This is a genomic window from Aquimarina rubra, assembly GCF_042684305.1.
Lineage (GTDB): Bacteria > Bacteroidota > Bacteroidia > Flavobacteriales > Flavobacteriaceae > Aquimarina > Aquimarina rubra.
This window is the reverse complement of record NZ_JBHULE010000008.1, coordinates 6,441-30,117: the sequence shown is the minus strand read 5'-3', so window position 1 is coordinate 30,117 and position 23,677 is coordinate 6,441. Positions and strand designations below refer to the sequence as shown.

Below are 23,677 nucleotides of genomic sequence, written 5' to 3'. Positions count from 1 at the left end.
AAAAAAGATATATGAAAGACTTAACATATATTACATACAGAGTAAAAAGTATTCTCATACTAATATGTATAATGAGTATGATATCCAATACTCTAATAGCTCAGGTATCTCCAGCAGAGCGTCAGGCGTTAATTGATTTATACAATGCTACGGATGGTGATAATTGGGCGAATACTTTATCAGGAGATCGTCCTTGGTTAGTTAATGATCCTGCATCACCGGTGAGTGATTGGTTTGGAGTGACGGTTGTTGATAATAAAGTGACAAGAATCTATCTTTTTGGAGGAGGAGTTGCTGGTTCGTTGCCTAATTCAATTGGAGATTTAGTACATCTGACAGCCCTGACTATTACCCGAAGCTATGGTTTATCAGGAAATATTCCTTCTACGATTGGTAATTTAACAAAATTACAATCTCTAGATCTTGGAGGAAACATATTGACTGGAGATGTTCCTGCGTCTTTAGGGAATTTAACATTGCTTACGTATTTAAATCTGTCAGTAAATAATCTTGATGGTGTCATACCTGTAGAACTTGGTAATCTAGTTGGTTTAACACAATTGGGCTTAACTAGAAATGCCTTGACAGGATCTATTCCCGCATCCTTGAGTAATCTTGTAAATTTAACAGCGCTTAACCTAAGTTTGAATCAATTAACCGGATCCATCCCAACTGCGCTAACGACAATGACCAATTTGACCAATTTAAGTTTGGCGCGTAATGGATTAAGCGGAACAATACCTGAAGAACTAAGTAACTTAACAAATTTAACCTCGCTTGATCTTTCAAGTAATAAATTTACTGGTGATATTCCTGCATCTTTAGGGAATTTGACATCCCTTACTTATTTGAATTTGGCAATAAATCTGCTAGATGGATCTATTCCTGCAGAAATAGGAAACCTTACTGCGTTGACACAGCTAGGGTTAACTAGAAATGCGTTGTCGGGAACTATTCCAGCATCATTAAGCAACCTTGCTAATTTAACAGCACTTAATTTAAGCTTAAATCAGTTAACCGGATCTATTCCTTCAGAATTGGGGATGATGACTAATTTAACAAGCTTAAGTGTAGCACGTAATCCATTAAGTGGTACTATTCCGCCAGAATTAGGTAGTTTAATAAACTTGGAAACTTTGGATTTATCCAGTAATGCTTTTACAGGCGAAATACCAAACACCTTTGGTAATCTATCAAACTTAAAAGTTTTACAACTGTATAGAAATCAATTTAGCGGTAGTATTCCTGCAGAATTAGGTAATTTAACAAAACTAACTACTTTAGGTTTATCTACGAATCAATTATCAGGATCAGTGCCAGCTAATTTTGGAATATTGGCATCATCCGATATATTAAATACATTAACATTAGACAGGAACAATTTTGTATTTAATGATTTTGAAGCAGAGTTCCCTGTTTATCAAAGTGATCTTACAGCTTTCAATTACCTAACACAAGCTAAGGTTGATGAGATTGAAACTATCTCTATAGCAGCAGGAGAAGCTATTACTTTGTCCAGTAATGATCTAACGAGCACTAATAATAGTTACCAATGGTATAAAAATAATGTAGCAATTCCAGGCGCCACTAATAAAAATTTAGTGATCAGTAGTGCTAAAGATACAGATACAGGAGTATATTATTTTACAGCTACTAATAGTGGTATAACTGATCTTACTTTAACACGTAATCCAATAACGTTAGAGATCGGTTGTGGGGTATCAGAAGCAGAAAAACAAGCATTAATTGATTTATATAATAGCACAGATGGTCCTAACTGGACTAATAATACCAACTGGTTAACAGACGCTCCGGTTTGTGATTGGGCAGGAGTTACTGTGGTTGATGGTAAGGTAACCGGATTGAGTTTTTCTAATAATGGACTTGATGGCGCGATTCCGGCGACTTTTGGAAATCTAATTCACCTTAAGAGTATCGTAATGGTAATCAATAGGATCAGAGGACCACTTCCTGATGTATTCGACAACCTTGTAAATGTTGAAACTTTTACGTTAGAACGTAATGCCATTACTGGAGACATTCCGCAATCAATTGGTAGTATGGCAGCACTCAAAGTGTTGAATTTAGGTTCTAATGGTTTTACAGGCAATATTCCATCATCTTTGGGGAATTTATCGAATTTAATAAACCTGTCTTTATTCGCAAATCAATTATCAGGTACTATTCCGGCATCTCTTGGTAACCTTAGTAACCTGGAACGTCTTATCTTATTTAGAAATGCAATAGGAGGAGAAATACCTGCTACTTTAGGTAATTTATTAAAATTAATAATAATAGATCTTAACTATAATGCATTGACAGGGTCTATTCCTAGTGAATTGGGTAATTTACAAAATCTTATAGGATTAAATTTTAGTGTAAACCGACTTACGGGAACAATACCTACAAGTTTTGGTCAATTATCTAGTTTAGAATCGTTGTATCTTAATCAGAACCAATTAGAAGGGGAAATCCCTAATGAATTAGGGCAGATGACTAGCTTAACTCATTTATATATTCATACTAATCGACTTACTGGTTCTATACCAGCTACTATAGGTAATTTATTAAACCTTAGAGAGATGGTCGCATCTTATAATGAATTATCTGGTCGAATCCCCTCAGAGATTGGGCAATTAGGTAGTTTGACATCTCTTTACATACAAGATAATCAACTGTCTGGTCCTATTCCTACAGAAATGGGACAAATGACAGCTTTAATTAGAATACATGTTTATAATAACAAGCTTTCAGGATCAATTCCGGCATCTCTAGGATCTTTACCAAATATCAGTGAATTGGTTTTATCGTTTAATGAGCTATCTGGATCCGTGCCAACAGAGATTGGAAACCTTACTACATTAACGGGACTTTATTTGCATAACAATCAATTATCCGGAGATATTCCTAAGAGTATAAAAGACTTACCAAGTTTATCATCCTTCCAGATTCAGAATAACCAATATGTTTTTTCAAATTTTGAAAGTGAACATCCAGATTATTTAAGTTCTTTCCGAACATATGCATACAACCCTCAAGCCAAAGTAGATGAAATAGAAGCGGTATCTATAAGGACGGGAGAATCTATTACTTTAACAACTGCAGAACTTACAAGTCCAAATAATAGTTATCAATGGTTTAAAGATGGTGTTGCAATTTCTGGAGCAACAAACAAAGATTTAGTAATTGAAAATGCATCAGCTACGAATGCAGGAGCATATTATTTTACCGCGACTAATAGTGTCCTAACTGATCTAACTTTAGAACGTAATCCGATTACCTTAACAGTTACAGAAGGTGTTGCGGATTGTGTATCTGCGGAAGAAAAAGCGGCGTTGGTAGCATTATTTAATAGTACAGACGGAGCAAACTGGACCAACAATGTTAACTGGTTATCTAATGAGCCAGTTTCTGAGTGGGCAGGGGTAATAGTAGAGGATTGTAAAGTAACAAGGTTGTTTTTAGGTGATAATAATCTTGTAGGTGTATTACCTAATGAAATTGGTGACTTAATAAACTTAGAGCAATTACATTTAAATACTAATAGTATCTCTTCTACTATCCCGGATCAGATAGGTAATTTGTCTAATTTAAAATTACTTTACCTATATGGTAATGAGATTAGCGGAGTGTTACCAGAAAGTATCGGTAATCTTACTAATTTAAATAATTTAAGTCTTGCCAGTAATAAATTAGAAGGGGATATACCATCTACATTTTCTAATTTAACCAATATAATTGCACTTAGTTTAGGTGGTAATATAGGTATAACTGGTGGTGTCTCTTTTTTGTTTGAGTTGCCAAATATAAGTTCATTGGAAGTTTGGAGTTGTAATCTTACCGAAGAGTTTACTACTGATTTTGATTATGTAAATACTAGTTTAACAAAGTTGATTATAAGTAATAACGGTTTAACAGGTGTTTTTGATTTTGGTAAATACATGCCAAACCTGCAAAACTTATATGTACAAGATAATGAGTTAAATGGTGAATTTCCAGCTTATGGCTTTACAAAGCTTTTGAATATTGAAAGACTATACATAGAAAGAAATCAAATTTTTGGTTCAATACCAGTAGGGCCAAAACTTGAAAAGTTAATAAGATTAGATTTTAGTGAGAATAATTTGGAAGGCCAAATTCCAGATATATTTACTGATTCTAGTTTAATGAGAGATTTTCATATAAATAACAACAAATTTTCTGGAAAGCTTCCTCTGTTTGGGGTTAGTTCTTTAACAAAGGTTTTTGTGTTTCATAACAATTTTGTATTCGATGATTTTCAAGCATCTTATAATGATGCAGCCTTTTCGTATAACTTTCAAGCCCCTTTGGAAGCTGCACCGGATCAAACAATCTCACAAGGCGATACTTTAACAATTTTAGCAAATGAACGATTATTAGAAGCCAATAATCAATACGCATGGTTTAAATCGGATGATGGTGGAGCTACATTTGTTACTACAGGGATTACTAGCAAAGATTATAGTAAAGAAAATATAGATGTAGATGATGCGGGAATCTACAAACTACAAATTACTAACCCTACGTTCCCAGGTGTAACGTTAACACAGGAATCTACATTAATAACAATAAATGCAAACACCTGTGGAGTTTCTGAATCAGAAAAGCAAGCATTAATTGATTTATATAATAGCACAGATGGTTCTAATTGGACGAATAATACCAATTGGTTAACAGATGCTCCGGTTTGTGATTGGTATGGAGTAACGGTTGTAGATGGAAAGGTAATAGAATTAAGGTTAGGAAATAATAACTTGGTAGGTCAAATTCCATCAACTATTCAGGATTTAACATCAATAGAATATTTATCATTAGCATTAAACAAGCTAAATGGTATGATACCTAATGAGATAGGATCTCTATCTAATCTCAAAAAACTTTATTTAAACTCCAATTCACTAACAGGAGCGATACCACAGAGCATTGGGAATTTAACAAATCTTACTAACTTTTATTTAAATGATAACAATCTTACAGGGGCAATCCCAAGTAGTATTACTTCACTTTTGAGATTAGAATATTTATATCTTCATGAAAATCAGATTGAAGGAAGTATACCAAATGATATAGGTAGTTTACGTAATATCATAGTTCTAAACTTAGGTTACAATAACTTAGAAGGAACTATACCTGTTTCTATTGGAAATTTTTTCAAAACTACCTTTATATACTTAAATAATAATAGAATAACTGGAGTGATTCCCAATGAAATTGGTTCTCTGCCCAGATTAACTGCTCTAAATGTTAATAGTAATTTTTTGGAAGGTGCTATTCCGCCAAGTTTAAAAGAAGTAACTTCTTTTAAAACTTTAAGTATTCAGGAAAACAATTTTGTTTTTGAAGAAATGGAAGCCGAGTTTGATGCGTTAAAAAATAAACTAACCACTTTCAGGTACTCACCTCAAGCCAAAGTAGACCAAACCGAAACACTTTCTGTAGAAGAAAATGGTACAATTACTTTAACAAGTACTGCATTAACAAGTGAAAATAATAGTTACCAATGGTATAAAACTGTTAATGGTACGACTACCGAAATCACAGGAGCAACCAGCAAAGATTTAGTAATCACAGATGCATCAGAAGCAGATGCAGGTGTGTATCATTTTACAGCGACTAATAGTGTGGTAGCAGATCTTACTCTAGAACGTAACCCAATCACACTCACAGTAACACCGGTAGTAGATACTTGTGGTGTTTCTGAATCAGAAAAACAAGCATTAATTGATTTATATAATAGTACAGATGGTGCTAACTGGACGAATAATACCAATTGGTTAACAGATGCTCCGGTTTGTGATTGGTATGGGGTGACTGTTAGAGATGCTAAGATTGTTTGGCTAGATCTTAATGGTAATAATCTAACAGGTGAAATTTCAGACTCAATTTATAACTTAGAATATCTTGAAATTTTAAGGCTTTATTCCAATAGCCTTTCTGGTAATATTTCACCTAATATTAGAAAGTTAGTTAATTTACAATTTTTGCATTTAAGGAGTAATATTCTTAGTGGTGAGATACCCAATGAAATATTTCAAATTCCTACAATTACGCGAATAGATCTCGGTAGGAATAATTTTGAAGGATTTATTGATGAAGAAATTCTCAATTTATCTGGTCTGACAGATTTAAGACTTAATGATAACAAGTTTAGAGGAGAAATAAGCCATCTTTTTGATTTAAGTAATTTACAAACGGCTCTCTACTTGCACAATAATGGTTTTGTTTTTTCAAATTTTGAGCCCAAATTCGAACTATTTCAACCTGTTTCAAATTTGGATTTTAGATACGCCCCTCAAGCCAAAGTAGACCAAACGGAAACCTTGGACGTTACCGAAGGCGGTTCGATTACATTGACAAGTACTGCATTAACAAGTGCTAACAATCAATATCGTTGGTTTAAGGATGGTATTATGATTGACACTGATGCCGGAGGATTAAGGGATTATGTGATCACCAATGCTACTACGGCAGATGCTGGCGTATACCATTTTACAGCTACTAATACAGTAGTTACCGGACTTACGTTAGAGCGTAATCCAATCACCCTTACAGTAACAGAAGATACCTGTGGAGTTTCGGCTGCAGAAAAGCAGGCATTAATTGATTTATATAATAGTACTGACGGTGCTAATTGGATTAATAATACCAATTGGTTAACCGATGCACCCGTTTGTGATTGGTATGGAGTAACTGTGGTTGATGGAAAAGTAACAGAATTAGACCTTAGATCCAATAACCTTCTTGGTGATATTTCTACAGTGATTTTTGGAGATTTATCGAGCTTAGTGAATTTAAATTTAGAGACAAATTCTTTAAAAGGTGATTTAAGTGAGATAGGTACTTTAAGAAATCTTGAGGTTCTAAACTTAAGTGCAAATAATTTTTCTGGGGAGTTATCCAGAGTTATTTCTCAGAATGAAAAGTTGGGAATTTTAAATCTTAGACAAAACAATTTTTCTGGGTCAATTGATACGGTAGATATAGGTTACTTTACTTTATTAACCTATCTAGATTTGTCAGAGAATAATTTTGAAGATGAAATTCCGGTAGAAATTAGCCAATTAATTAATCTGGATTATTTGAACTTATCAAATAATAACTTGACAAGTTTTATTCCTGGAGAGTTAGGTTTATTAAGGAGTTTAAGATATTTGTATTTAAATCAGAATGGATTAATTGGAGCGATACCTTCTGAATTAGGAAACCTTTCTCAATTAACAGTTATTAATCTATCTAAAAATTCTTTAAGTAGTAGTATTCCTGATTCTTTGGGACAGCTATCTAACCTAACATTTTTATCGGTTGAAGAAAATATGATTACTGGAGAAATACCAGAAAGTTTAGGTAACCTATCACAGTTAGTAGCCTTGTATTTGTCAAGAAATCAATTATCAGGCTCTTTACCCTTATCTTTAGGAGATTTGCCAAAGTTGGTCACTTTCGTATTAAATGATAACAACTTATCTGGACCCATTCCAAGTGGTTTAGAATTGTCTGCAACTAATGATGTATTAAATTCTTTAGGAATTAATACTAACAATTTTGTGTTTAGCGATTTTGAATCATATTATGTCTCTTTAAAAAATAATCTTACAGGCTTTACATATTCCCCCCAGGCTAAGGTAGATCAGGAACAAACCATAGAAGTACAATTAGGAGGATCTGTAACTTTATCAACCACTCAATTAACAAGTATTAACAACACCTATACTTGGTATAAAGGTACAGACGTACTTATAGAAACTACATTACCGCAAATCACCATTGATAACATTACAGCTTCTGATCTTGGCGAATACTACTTTACAGCAACTAATAGTGTGATTGATGGATTAACTTTAACCAGAAACAAAATAACATTAGTATTAGGAAATACAGATCCTGATGGTTGTGATGTATTAGAAGGCATTGCTGATGGGAGTTTTGAAAGCTGTGCAAGTGTAGCTAGCACTGGTGGGAATTATAATGGTAATGATGAGGTTATTTGCAGTAATTGGATAGATCCAGATGGACTAACTAATACCTGGATAGCACCAGTACAACTTAGTTCAAATCCTTTAAATAATCGTAGACCAATTTCAACTAATGTGGTGAGCTCTCCTAATGGAGGAGTTTTTGCAGGGATGCAGTCTAATATACTGAACATTATAAATGGGGAATCAGTCGGTTTTTATACTTCATTAACGGATTTAAAAATTGGTAGTACTTATAAAATAAGTTTTTATCAAGCAAATGGTTCCACATATATATCTTCAATTGCAGATGGTAGTGGTTGGTGGACAGTTAAATTTGAAAATCAAGAGAAAAATAGTAATCCATTATTCCCAATAGAATCTCCTTTGTGGGAAGAGGTTGTTATGGAATTTACTGCTCAAACTACATCATTGAATTTATCATTTACACCTAACTTTTCTCGTAATGACATGCAATCTTTCACACAATACTATATGCTTATTGATGGTATAAAAGTTACTAATGTTGGTGGAGATTGTGCCAATGATATAACTGAACAACGTTTTTGCGCAGACAATGAAGCACCAGCTACTGTTGGTGATCTAATATCTCCAATACCTAATACTACAGTTACCTGGTTTACCGAAGAAAATAGTGATGCGGCCTTTTTACCAGACGAACCATTGGTTAATGATTTTATTTATTGGGCACGCTCTAACAATAATCCTTTATTACCACGAGCTGGAGTGAAGGTGATTTTAGAAAGTGGAACTCCAGCGGGTCCATCTACTCAGATATTTAATGCTGTTAATAATCCAACAGTAGCTGATTTACAAGCTACAGGTTCTAATATTCAGTGGTATTCTTCAGAATCAGGAGAGATTCCTTTGGCTAGTAGTACTGAACTAATCAGTAATACCTCTTATTATGCCGCAGAAGGTAGTAGCATTTGTAGGTTACAGATTTTAGTAACTATTAATACAGTCGACGACGGAGATTGTGATGTATTAGAAGGTGTTGCTGATGGAAGTTTTGAAAGCTGCTTCGGCGTGGCCTCCGTAACAAATTACGAAGAGCCTAATTATACTGTAGACTGTAGCAATTGGAATCCCATTAATTTAAATAATTTACTTTCTACTTGGAAAATAAGCCCGCTGGTTGATTCTAATCAAAATGTTGAAATAACTAATTTATTAGAACCTTCTCCAAATGGCGCTGCTTTTGCATCGTTTAGAATAAACATAACAGAAAACAGTCCTGTTGGATACCTGTCAGGTCTAAAAACGACCTTGCAGAATTTAGAGATAGGAGCTGAGTATGAGGTTTCATTTTACCAGTCTAATGGAGGTAGCAAGGGTGCTGGTACTTCTTTGGTCAGTAATTCGTGGGCGGTTCGATGGGGAGGCTTAAGTGGCACTGCTAAAGCGGCTCCTTTGATGATAATTGAAGATATGGAAAAAATCGATGTTGCTCCTAAATGGGATCTAATAAAGATGAGCTTCACAGCAACCGGAACAAATGAAGAGATTGATTTCTTCCCATCAAAAGCTACAGAATTAGGGAATTTTGATACCCAAGTACTTTACCATATATTAATTGATGGTATAAAAGTTACTAAAGTTGGTGGAGATTGTACCAATGATATAACAGAACAACGTTTTTGTGCAGACAACGAAACACCAGCTACTGTTGCCGATTTAATATCTCCAATACCTAATACTACAGTTACCTGGTTTACCGGAGAAAATAGTGATGCGGCATTTTTACCAGACGAACCATTGGTTAATGATTTTGTTTATTGGGCACGCTCTAACAATAATCCTTTATTACCACGAGCTGGAGTGAAGGTGATTTTAGAAAGTGGAACTCCAGCGGGTCCATCTACTCAGATATTTAATGCTGTTAATAATCCAACAGTAGCTGATTTACAAGCTACAGGTTCTAATATTCAGTGGTATTCTTCAGAATCAGGAGAGATTCCTTTGGCTAGTAGTACTGAACTAATCAGTAACGCCTCTTATTATGCTGCAGAAGGCAGTAGCATTTGTAGGCTAAAGGTTTTGGTAACTATTGATACATCGGAAGATGGAGATTGTGATGTATTAGAGGGTGTTGTAGATGGAAGTTTCCAAGATTGTGCTTTAGTATCTGGATCCACACAATCTGGTTACAATAATAATATTGAGTGCAGTGGATGGGAACCGATCAACAGTCTTTCTTCACCAAGTACTTGGATTGTAGATTTGAGCGATCCGGTAAGTGATCTAAATCCAGTAATGACATCCCATGCAAGACAGTCACCTGATGGAGGAATCTTTGCATCAGCATTAGTTACTCATGGAAGAGGAACATCAAACTTAACCAAAAGACAAGGTTTTAAAACCACATTAAATAATCTTGAAATTGGTAAGACATATACCATAAGTTTTTACCAGTCACAAGGAGGTAGTTTTGATGTTTTAGGGAATACAACCGTTCCAAATTCAGAAAATATTTTAGCACAATGGAATGTAAGTTTTGGAAGTGAAACAAAAAGTAGTGATTTAATTCCGATCCAGTCAATTTCTGCTATTTCGGTTCCTTTGGTATGGGAGAAACAAGAGATTACATTTGTCCCTACAGCTACACAACAAGAGTTAAGTTTTTCATCATTTGGATCTTTAATAAATGTTGTAGAGAATGTATTTTATTATAATCTTTTAATTGATGGAATCAAAGTAATCAAACAGAATTGTGATCCTATTGATCCATTAATACAAGAATTTTGTCTTTCTGAGGGAGTACCGACAATTAATGATTTAGAGTCTCCTTTCCCAAATTCTATTGCCTGGTTTGAAAATGAAACTGGTGGCGCTCCGCTACCATCTGCAATGGAGATTACTGAAACTGTGACACTTTGGGCAGAAGGAAGCTCTTCGAACCCTCGTGTAGAAGTTAGAATTGTTATTAAAGAAGGAGCCGATTGTCTTGATAATTTAATTCAGGAATTTTGTATAGAAAATGGTATTGTTACCATTAATGACCTAGAGTCTCCTTTCCCAAATTCTATTGCTTGGTTTGAAAATGAAACGGGTGGTGCTCCGTTACCATCTGCAATGCAGATTACCGAAACTGTTACACTTTGGGCAGAAGGAAGCTCTTCAAACCCAAGAGTAGCGGTGCAGATTATTATCAAAGAAAAATGTGATGATATAGCAATCCAACGTTTCTGTATACTCAACGGTGATGTAACTATTGGAGATTTACAATCACCATTTCTAGGAAGTACGGCCTCCTGGCATAGGACCGAATTGGATAAGGCACTTGTGTTTCCAGAATATGTAATTCTGGAATCCGCAATATGGTGGGCGCAATCAGATGCCAATCCATCACTTCCAAGAGTACCGGTAAGTATAATTTTGGATGATCAAGTACCAACAGGAGATACAATTCAGATTTTTGATGAAGCAGATGCGCCTACAGTAGCGGACTTACAAGTAACAGGACTTAATATCCAATGGTATCTTTCGGAAAATGGTGAAGTTACTCTATCTAATGATACACCTTTAGTACATAATACATATTACTACGCAGCAAATGGAAATAGTAAATGTAGACTCCGTGTAGCAGTAAGAATCGAAGGTGTGGTTACGGATTGTAATATACTCGATCAGTATGTTGATGGATCTTTTGAAAATTGCGAATCTATAGCCAGTACTTATGGGCATAACAGCAATGTTACCTGTGGACAATGGATTAATGGAAAAGGTTCTGCTGATACCTGGAAGTTTCCATTTAACGCATCGCATAGTGGTATTGCAAAGAATCTTCAACCTTCTCCGGATAACGGAGTTGCTGCGGGTGCAATTGCAAAATCTTTAAATACTAATGAGTTAGAATCTTTTTATACTAATCTTAATGGACTTAATATAGGAGAAACATATAGAATTGAGTTTTATCAATCTAATGTGACTGGTAATTTTAATGCCACAGAAGGACTTGAAGAAGCAAGATGGAAAGTAATTTTTGGAGATCAAATTCAATATTCTGCATATATGGTGGTTACAGAAAATCCTGTATGGCAGAAATCGACATTAGATTTTATTGCTAACACCACAGAAGCTAAACTAGAGTTTAATGCTTCTTCTACAAATAAGACGAAATCTACTACATATGTGTATATGTTAATTGATGGGATTAAACTATCACAATTAACTGGTAATGATACAGGATGTCCGGATGACATAGTTTATGATACGCAAAGTTTTTGTAGTATGTTTGATGATCCCACGGTTGGTGATTTATTGCCACCAGAGGGAGCAACAGATGTTTTATGGTATAGTAGTGAGGTGAATGGGTATCAATACTCTCCAGAAGATATTCTTTTGGTTGGCGGAAACGGAATTCCTTCAACAAATGTATACTGGGCAGAAAGTTCTCAATTTACAGGAAGAAAACCCGTACGTGTAATTATAAATGAAGGAATCCCTTCAGGAAATACCCTCCAGGTTTTTGATGTTTCAAATAATCCTACTGTTGCAGATTTAGAAGTAACAGGTAATAATGTGCAATGGTTTTCTTCTCCAATGGATCAAATACCATTGCAGGAGAATGTAGAATTAATTAATGGCTATACATATTATGCAGGTCACAATGGATTAGATTGTAGATTAGCAGTTGAAGTAGAAATAAAATTAAGTCCTCTTGATGTAGACGGAATACAAGTTTTATGTGCTTCTGATTCACCAACAATAGGTGATTTAGTCGCTATTCCTTCAGATCCTTCATACACTATCAGTTGGTACGATTCAATAGATTCGGATACTGCTTTAAGTGAAGATACCAGAATAGAGAATTCTGGATTTTATTATGTAAGCCAGAATACTGGTGACAACTCAGTTTCGGAGAGAATCTCTGTATATGTTTCTCTTATATCTGTATCAGCTCCTATTGGAGCTTCAGAACAAACAATCTATACTAACGATGGAGCAACGGTTAGAAATCTTGTAGCAATCGGTACTGGTGTTATATGGTATGATGGTAATGGAGTTCAACTATCTCTTGATGAACCTTTGGAAGATGGAGGTATATACTATGCAGATCAAACTAGTGTTTCTGGAACTTGTAGAAGTATTGACCGTTTAGTCGTACGTGTACGAATCCTTCCTGAATTACCACCGCAATATTTCAGTTGTGAGAAATTTAGACCGCAACCCGGTGATAAATATGTAGTGAGTGGATGGGTAAGAGAAAATGGAGTTACTATAGCTTCTACAGAAACAAAAAATTATTCTGAGATAAGTGAGCTTTTTGCAAAGCTTCTAAATGAACTAAAGGATATTATTGTTACTCAGACTCCGGTTCCGCCGGTTTACATACCTTCTCCGGAGGACAGAACCTATGATGACTTAGTTCCTTATATTAAAACTACAGGTATTGATAACCTTACGATTTATAATCTGAAACCGGTCAAAGAGGATCAAGGTGGGTTTGTAAGAACGGTAGGTTTTTCGTTTTCCTTTGATGAAGAAGGTGAAACTACTTTTTCATATAAAACTCCCTTAAATAGTTTTACATCCAATAATATCTACTATAGTTTTCCAATTATTGGAAATGAAGATACTATAAGTATTGATTTTACCGGTGTACAGACGTGTACAGAAGGTTTATGTGTAAATACTAACTTCACTTATAACACTGTAATAGTGATTATTCCCATAAGCATAAATTATACTCAGAGTATTCCGGTTTCTAATGTTTTAAAAGAATCTGTAGACTTCAATACATACGTTCCTGATCCTGATTATCAGGCTATGACGTATGCCAATTCTTTATTAAACATTACCTATACGGATAGAGAAGGAAAAGAATTACCAGATGGGGCTTCTATAAGTTTTAGGCCAAAAGGAAATATCATTGATGGTTGGCAACGTATTTCCGCAGATTTTAGAATACCAAATAATGCAGAATTTATGACTATTTCTCTTCAAAGTGAAGATACCAATCTGAATGTATACTTTGATGATATTAGATTCCACCCATTTGATAGTAATATGAAAACTTTTGTGTATGATCCTGAGACACAACGTTTACAGTCAGAACTGGATGAGAATAATTACGCTACTTTTTACGAATACGATAAAGAAGGTGGTCTAATTCGGGTGAAGAAAGAAACAGAAAGAGGAGTATATACAATCCAGGAAACCAGATCAGGGAATTCTAAATTAAATAATAATTAGTAGCTGTATTGTTATGAATAGAACGAAAACATATTATTTAGTCTTTTTTATACTGTTAACTCCTTTGGTCTTTTTCGGACAAGAGAAAAACGATATAAAACCAATTTTGGAGAAAGTAACAAGTTTTTACGATACTACATCGAGGTATAATGTAGCAATAAAACAAACGCTATTAAGAGGAAAAACAGGAAACAATATATCAGAAAGCTACAGCGGAAACTTTACAAAAGATAAAAGGTATTCCAAACTTGAATTATTAAATTCTGAAGTTGTTGAATTCTCTGAGGTTCGTTTAGTAATTGACCACGATAGTAAAGCCATTGAATATAATAAAATTTCAAGAGGTGTATCTACTCCGATTGATATCAATGGATTTCTGAAATATTATGAAGGTGCTTCTTTAAAAAGCAATGAAAAACAATGGATTTGTGAATTAATTGTGAAGCCTTCTGCAACCTTTGTTCCTTGTGATAAGATCCTATTATATATCAATAAAGATTATCATTTTGTGGAAAAACAAGTGTTATTTCTTAGCAGGGAATTACCTTTTAAGATAGAAGATGGAAAAACAGAACAAGATTTTGGAAGATTGGAGATAACCTTTACACACGATCTTACTATGTCAGACAAGGTGAATGATAAAGTAAGTAATTATGTACAAGGGTCTGGAAGCAATATGACTTCTGTCAAAAAATATAAAGGATATAAGGTAGTAAACCTATCTAATAAATAAAATATAAATAGTAATTCTCACTATACAACAATATGAATACTAAGAATTTACATAAAGCATTATTATTACTGTTATTGGCAATCGGCAGTATTGGTTACGCTCAGAATGAAGATGTGTATACAGCAGGTCAGCTTAACGATATTATAGATAATTCTAATGCAACATTTGTTTTCGAGGAATCTGTATTACCTAATGATGATATCAAGGATGTAAATCCTAGGACATATATAGCACTAAATGTCAACGAGCAATTAGGTGTTGCATCTTGGTTTAAGTTTTCTATGGAATTAGAAATCACTCCCTTATTTCCCGAAGGAGAACCGGCTAAAACAGTAGTTTTAGAAGTAGAAAGTAGCAATATACCTGGCTCTGGAGGAAGTTTTACGAATGTAAATAAACATTTGTTAAGAGATGTTTACGGAGCAACCGTGAGAATTACGAAAACAACATATAAAAATATTGATACAGATAGTGCTCTACAAACCGATGTTTCAATACCCGAAAATGTATCACTAACTGTTGGTTTTAATGCTGATCGTTACTATAACCTAGATCCTACAAATACTCCACAAGTTTCTTTACCGACGGCACAAGATATTGCCACTGATAAAGAAATTAAGATAAGCTGGTTTCCGGTAACTGGTGCTGTAGGTTATGATGTAGAATGGACTTGGGTAGATAGTTATTCAAAAGATTTTACTACCCCTCTACGTCCGGACCAAATTGATTTATCCAATAGAGATTTCGAATTAGATAATACTAGAATACAAACGGATGAAACAACGTATTCCATTCCGCTTATTTATTCAAAAGGTTATATCATTTTCAGAGTTCGTGCTGTAGGTAAATATCTTGAAGATATTTCAAAATATAAGTATGGTCAGTGGAGTAGCGGACTGGATGAAAAACAAAAAGTTGATCAATGGCCACATGTGGTAGAAGTGACTCAGGATCATGAGAATAATAAAAACTGGCAGTTTCAGGCCAGTTATGCGGAAGAAGGGAAGAAGAAAGAAGTGGTAAGTTACTTTGATGGTACCCTAAGGAACCGGCAAACAGTAACTAAAATCAATAGTGATGACCATGCAATTATCGGAGAGGTAATCTATGATGCTCAGGGAAGACCGGCGATAGAAGTTTTACCAGTTCCGGTAAATGAAAATGAAATACGCTATTATGATAATTTCAACTTAAACGAAACCAATGCACCATATAGTTATCAGGATTTTGATACTGAAGATAAAATATCTCCTAATGAAGTTAAGACAACCCGTATGTCCGATGCTTCGGGAGCGAGTAAATATTACTCAATAAATAATGATATTGCCACTATTTTTAGAGATCGTATCGCTCAGGCAAGCGGAAAACCATTTTCGCAAATTGAGTATATTTCTGATAATACAGGACGTATCAAAAGAAAAGGAGGAGTCGGAGCAGATCATCAGTTAGGAACGAAGCACGAAATGCGTTACTATTACGGAAAACCAAAACAAAAAGAGTTAAATAGACTTTTTGGTTATAACGTAGGTAATGAGATTCATTATAAGAAAAATGTGGTTATCGATCCTAACGGACAGTCAAGTATTAGTTATATAGATCCGCAGGGGAGAACAATTGCCACTGCATTAGCCGGAGGAAGTCCTCCAAGTTTGATTCCCCTGTTTGATGAAACTAATAATGATCTGCACGAACAAATCACATTTGATCTTTTTGAAGATCCCAAAAGTAACTCCAACTACGTTACAGGAAATTTTGGAGCGTTAGAGGATGCTAAGTTCTATGCAACCCAACAGGTAAATGCGGCGGATTTTACAGATTATTTCTTTAAGTATACGTTGGATGTAAAAGAATTAAAATTCACCGATGAGTGCGCAGACGGTACTAATGGATATTCTTATGTGTATGATCTACAGTTAGATGTAATGAATGATATAGGAGAGTCTCTGTTAGCAAATTCAATTAATGAGACCGTATCCACTGAAAACGGATTATCATTATTCTCTCTAGAAGAAGAGGTAGAAGATATGGAAGCTGGTTCTTTTGGTATTGCAAAGTTGTTAAAAATAAACAAAGAAAAGTTAGAAGAATATGCAGAGGATTATATTGCCAGAATTACTGATGAGAATAATCTGGAATGTTATATTGACCCATCCCCATTTTCTCCGGAAGCAAGCTTAGAAGGATGTTCGATAGAAGATAAAGAAAGTTGTATTAACGCAATATTGAATGGAGAAACAGTCGTTGATGCCAGAAATACGTATGTAGAACAACAGTTAAAAGCCTACGAAAACTTCTCCAGCAATGAGGAACTTGATTTATTAGAACAGCGTTTTACAAGAGAATTTGATTTATTGTTGGCCGCTTGTGAAGAAACCTTTGGAACTGATGGTATTAGTACCGATGGAACTGGAGATCAAGATGAGGTCATCAAAAACTCAATATCGTGTAGTAATGATAAAGATGGACTCATAAAAGATATGAGTATTGCCGGTCAATACGGAATGCAGTTTATCGAAGATGTATTAGAAGATGAAACACTACAAACCTGGGAAAATTTAGAACCTTTAAGCATTTTCAAAGAAGATAACATATTATTCAGTGCTAATGGAAATAGCTGGAGAAATCCATTTCACTATGAAAAGGATCTAGGATCTGATAAAGGGCACTTTTATGATGAAAATGGTTTTATCAGTTATATCCGAGTAAAAGATTTAGGAGATAATGTTTTTGAACCCGCATTAATCGATAATCCAGAAATAGATTTTGATTTAGAACCTACAGGGCAAGAAGGTTATTACAATGTAGAACCCCAATTTATTGCTTTCACGGATATAAATGAATTAAGAAGTTATTGGCAAGATTCCTGGGGAGAATCGTTGATCATATATCATCCAGAATATACTTATCTGGAATATTCTTTTGCGGTTTGTGCAGAGATTGGTGCTATCGGTAGTGCCAGAATGAATAGTGATGGTTTTAATAATTACATCATGGGGCTACAAACTTATGAAGAAGCAACAAGAACAGGATTTGATATTTTTGCAGGACCGTACATTCTGGTTAACAACGATCCTTATTTTAAACGATCAATTCAAGCTATCGATGAGAATAATTCCAGTTCGAGTTATGTCAATCGAAATGCTTTAATGGAGCACGCATTAAATAATGATTATGATAATTTTGGAACCTTTATGCTTCAGGTGGCTTATAACACGGCGGTATGTAACAGTGTGTCAGATTGTACTAATGATTTCACTAGATTTAATGATTTAAGAGATTTTTTATCTGGTTCTAAGCTTTCGCCAGAAGATAAAAATAGAGTATGGCAGACCTATAGATCCTACTATCTGGCATTAAAACAAAAGATTCAGTTCGTTTTATCTTCTTTGTATGCATATAATAATGGGTTCTACAATACCTGTATTGGTGTTGATGAGGCGCCTGCATCATTAGTGGCTGTAATTTCAGATTATCCTCAGTCAGGTGCTATAAATGGATTGTTTAACCAACCATCTAATAATTTGTGTAATTCGAACGGAAATGATTTGTACTTGGAGAAAGAAAAACGCTTTCCGCCAATCGATGATTTATACAATTCGGGGCAAGATACAGCAGATGTGGTGCAAGAAACTATTAATCAGGCCAATTATGAATATTATATCAATACAGGTCTATGCCCAATGGCTAGAGACATGGAATTATATCTTAATGGATTAGCTACAGAATTAGATGATAACCAGGAGCCGGTTTCTTTAGTAGGTACTCGTCCGTATAAAGGGCAGTATTTAAGTAAGGATTTGTTTGAAGATTTGGGTGGTACACTTCCGGTGGGTGCGTTTGATGTAGCTGGAACTACAAATGGTAATACCTTGTCCTTAACTTTCGATAATGGAACTCCGATAACCTTAACAATAGCAACAGCAAACTCTTCGAATTATTCTTGGAGTGGATATGGATACAATAACCAATGGTTTATTACCAGTATGACTAATATGTATTACGTGGATGGTTCATATAATGCAACTACTGAGACCTTTGGTTTCCAAATTTTGGCAAGAGTACAAGCTTCGAATGCCACCGACGGTTCTTTTGAAGAAATAGTGCTATCTGGTACTACACAGGCTAGAATAGGACAATGTTCCATTAATAATTCTGGTAATGATATTGGTCAGGATTTAGGATCCGGAGCAGATGGTACTTCTGTGTTTAATGATTGTGATAAGCAACCTCGTTTTAAATCGGCATTAATAAAACTGATGAATGCATTGGTACAGAACGGAAATATCGGAAATTCTGAATACGAAATCACGAATTTGAGCGAATATAAAAACAGCTATCTACCGGAGTTCTTTGAGATTCCTAATGGTCAGAATGTATACTGGAGAGCAGTTGGTAATACTTGTTATATAGAAACAGATTCAGAGACCTATCTCACCTACATATTGGATGGTAATTTACCTTCTGGATCAGATTATTTGATTAGTGGGGTATTTATAGGAGAAACAATTAATAATTTTAGCGGATTATCTAATGTTGCTAATTTAACTTATCTGGATGCTAACTTTTCTAAGGTTAAAATAGAAGGTAGAATTTTTAAAGAAGCCAAAACACTACTAAATTTCTCCTGTTGTGGAGTTATAGATGATAGTGGAGATCCTACAGACCCTAATGACTTCTTAACTTGTGAAGAAGGAGCAACTACTTTAAAACCTGAAGTAGCATTCCATTTTAAAAATTTAATGAATGCATTATTGTCCAGAGGAGATTTTTACAGGGATGATGTAAGTTTATCAGGATATCCTGAATACAATCAATTTTTACAAAATTTCATTACTGCAAATTTAAGAACCTATTGTCGAACAAATGATTGTGTTTCAAGTGGAATTTCGGACGTGGATTTCCGCGATTTATCCTTGGTCACTTGGAATGGTTCTAGACTAAATTCAGACGGAGGGGTACAAACTATAAGTTTAGGAAGTTATGATTTCAGATTGGTCTACTTTATTAATGAAACTACTGAAGGTCTTAATACTATAAATACGCTAAATTCATTAAAGTTTAAGGATGAAAATGATCCCAGAGGAGGAGCTGCCTTAGGTCAATTAGATGCCAATTTTACTAAATTGGATAATAGCACTCTAATTTATGATTCTTTAGCATTATTGTTAGAAGATGCCGATAATAGTTTCAACCAACCAACTTATTTCGAGTGTGATCTTTTCGATATCTTGGAGGAAGAACCAGATATTTTAGATTTATACTGTGATAATAGTAATAATACTCTTTTGGATGGTTTTATTGACAATTGGATACCATTTTTGAACGAATTAATGTCAAGAGGAGATTTTAATAGCGAAACACCAGTAAACTTATCTTCTTATAATGAGTATAACGAATTTCTTCAACAATACATATATGAGAGCATGATAAATTATTGTGCTTCAACCAATAGTTGTGAATTTTATAATACAGAAACAATAAAAAGATATTTAGATAGATCTCAAGTATACTGGTTTAAAAGTCCATCCCAGATAGATTTTTATTATCTAAGAATAAACGATATTGATAATGAAGGAAATAATTTAAGTATTAGATTTACAGTTGATTCTGGTATATTAAATGATAGTTATAATTTCATAAATAGAACAAGCTCTTTTAGTAACCCAAGTAGATTTAATTTAGAATACACCCCTATTTCTAACTCAAATGATATTAGAACTGTAGAAATTAGAATTTCTACTGAATACAAAAGAACAGTGCCTTTTGGGGCTGGTGCTTCCGCTAGATTTTTTGCTCCAGAATGTCCAGAAGAACAATCTTTATCCAGATCTTTCGCTTTTAGTACAAAAGCCTTAGGAGACGAAGATGAACCAGGATCTTGTCTACCGTGTATTCCTGAAACCGTAGCACCGGTAAGTTGTACAGATGCGTATCAAGTATTACAAAGCGTGGCTAATGGTATACAGGACTATACCTTACCAGAACTATATACACAAGAGTATTTCTGTGATATCAGATATGCTGTAATTACCGAAGATTATAAATACTATATTGATAGATTGGAAATCGACACGATCGAGAGTTTACAATTTCTGACTATCGCAGAATTTGCCTCTTCTGGACTTAATTTTGGAAGTAGTGCAACGCAAAGAGTGATTGATGCATATTTCGATGAGGTAAGGCTAAATGGGGATAATGCAGATAGCTGGGTAGATTTTGTAGGAGAGTACTTAACAGAGAACGAACTGCCTTGTCAGCCTGCAGTGATCACCGTAATTCCTGATGTAGAGGTGGATATTATTGATAATGAAAATGACTGTGAGGAATTTATTCTTAATGTAAGCGAAACTTATAATGCAGATAGCTATAATAATTTTCTGGATGCCAAACGATTGGCCTTTAAAAAAGCATATCTAAAAGCTGCTTTAAAAAATGTTAATGAGGCATTCACTATGCGTTATTTTGATAAGGAGTATCAATATACCTTATACTATTATGACCAGTCAGGTAATTTGACACAGACAGTACCACCTGCAGGAATCGATCGTTTTACCAAAGACGAACTCGATGCAAACGGGATTCACGCACAGATTAATGAGCACCGAGCTTTAAACAATGCTACAGAAAATCCAGCGTTATTGCCTAACCACCGTTTGGTAACCGAGTATAAGTACAACTCACTTAATCAATTAGTATGGCAATACACTCCTGATGGTGGAATAACTCGTTTTGCCTATGACGATCTGGGTAGAATTATTGCCTCACAAAATGCAAGACAAAAAGAAGATAATACCTTTAGTTATACAACCTATGATGGGTTAGGACGTATTACCGAAGCAGGAGAAATGATTCCAAAAGTTAATTTGGCTATAGAAGAAAGCACGGGGATACTAATGAACACTGATGAAAATGAAAGGGTTCTTAATAGACTGGAGGATAATTATCCAAAAAATATTTCTGATAACCAGGTAGAGGTAACCAGAACCATCTATAGCACACCGGTTTTTAATGCAGCTGCTATTTTTAATACGGTTGCAGACGCTAACGATGATCTGGTTGATAATTCCAGAAACAGGGTAACCGGTATCTACTATTTTGATGCTGTTGAACCAGGGACCTTAACCAGGCAATATAATAACGCGATTTTCTATGCGTATGATATCCATGGGAATGTAAAAGAGGTAGTACAGCATAACAAGCAAATGGCTATAGACCCTACAAATAGCATATCCGGAATAAAGAATCTTGAATATGAATATGACCTGATTAGTGGCAATGTACAGCGCGTGATTTATCAAAAAGGAAAACCGGATCAGTTCATCCATAAATATGAATATGATGCTGATAATCGTATCGTTAACGTACAGACCTCTGATGATAATATGATCTGGGAGAAAGATGCGTCCTATCAGTATTTTGCACACGGACCATTAGCCAGAACCGAACTGGGTAATGCCAAAGTACAAGGTATGGATTACGCCTACACCTTACAAGGTTGGTTAAAAGGAGTAAACTCAGAAACCCTTTCTCCGGATTATGATCTGGGTAATGATGGTGCAGCCGGATCTAAAGTTGCCAAAGATGCAATGGGATTCTCTCTTAGCTATTACGGAGCTACAGATTCAACAAGGCCTGGAGATTATACCTCTGTAGGAAACACAAGTACTACAGCTTTTGCCAATGGCAATACTGCAGGTAAGAATCTATACAATGGTAATATCAAACAGATGATTACCAGTTTGATTGATAATGATGAGTCCATGCTGGGATTACAGCGTAATGAATATGAATACGATCAGCTTAACCGTATCAAACAAATGCAAGGGTATGATGGTAGTGGCAATGAAAATTATAATACTACGTATGACTACGATAATAATGGAAATTTAGAAAAATTAATGCGTACGGATCACACAGGTGCGGTGATGGATAATTTTACATACAATTACAATGAAGAGGCTACTGTAGATCCTGTTACCAAGAAAAAATACAAACTATCCAATCAGTTACGCTCTGTATATGATGATCCGAGCATAGATGCAGTATATGATAAAGATATCGATAGCGGACAGGAACTAGATAATTATATCTATGACGAGATCGGACAATTGATAGAAGATAAGGCAGAAGGTCTTGTAATAGAATGGCGTGTAGATGGTAAAGTAAGGAAGGTAACCAAGAATGATGGAACTACCATTAGTTTTGGATATGACGGATTAGGAAACCGTATTTCTAAAACCGTGATGCCAGAGAATAAGACTACGCTTTATGTAAGAGACGCACAAGGAAATACGATGGCTGTGTACGATACTTATTCTGATGGGATACCAAATCCAGAAGTAAATCCAATAGAGCTAGAACAAAAAGGTGAGAATATTGCAGATAACCAAGAGTACAGAGCAGTAGATATGATCACTGTGGGTACAGAGGCTGAAGAAGTGGTGGTAGAAGCAACAGCTATGGTAAGTTACACGGCAGGAAATGGTATTACTTTACGACCTAATACGCATTTGAAGTCTGGAGCAGATATCGTAGCAAAGATTGCACCCGTAGAAGGAATGGTAGGTAATGAAGAAGGCGTATTCTTAACAGAGCATCATATTTACGGTAGCAGCCGATTAGGATTAGAGGAAAAACGTATTAAAACTACTGATGAAGAGACTGCACTAGCAGAAATGTTTACCAATGAAGTAGGAGATAAGCGTTATGAATTAAGCAATCACTTAGGAAATGTATTAAGTGTCATTACCGA

3 protein-coding genes are annotated in these 23,677 nt (G+C 34.9%); all 3 read left to right on the top strand.

Features of this window, described 5'->3' with window-relative positions; translation table 11 throughout:
* Window positions 1-11 precede the first annotated feature (11 nt).
* Entirely contained in the window at window positions 12-14,192 is a 14,181-nt protein-coding gene (locus ACFSR1_RS04275) for a leucine-rich repeat domain-containing protein (protein WP_378289978.1), read from the top strand.
* Between the two features lie 13 nt (window positions 14,193-14,205).
* A complete protein-coding gene (locus ACFSR1_RS04270) occupies window positions 14,206-14,925 on the top strand; it encodes a hypothetical protein (protein WP_378289976.1) in 720 nt (239 codons plus the stop codon).
* A 32-nt stretch (window positions 14,926-14,957) separates the two neighbouring features.
* On the top strand, window positions 14,958-23,677 hold an 8,720-nt coding region (locus ACFSR1_RS04265; RefSeq protein ID WP_378289974.1), incomplete at its 3' end, for a DUF6443 domain-containing protein.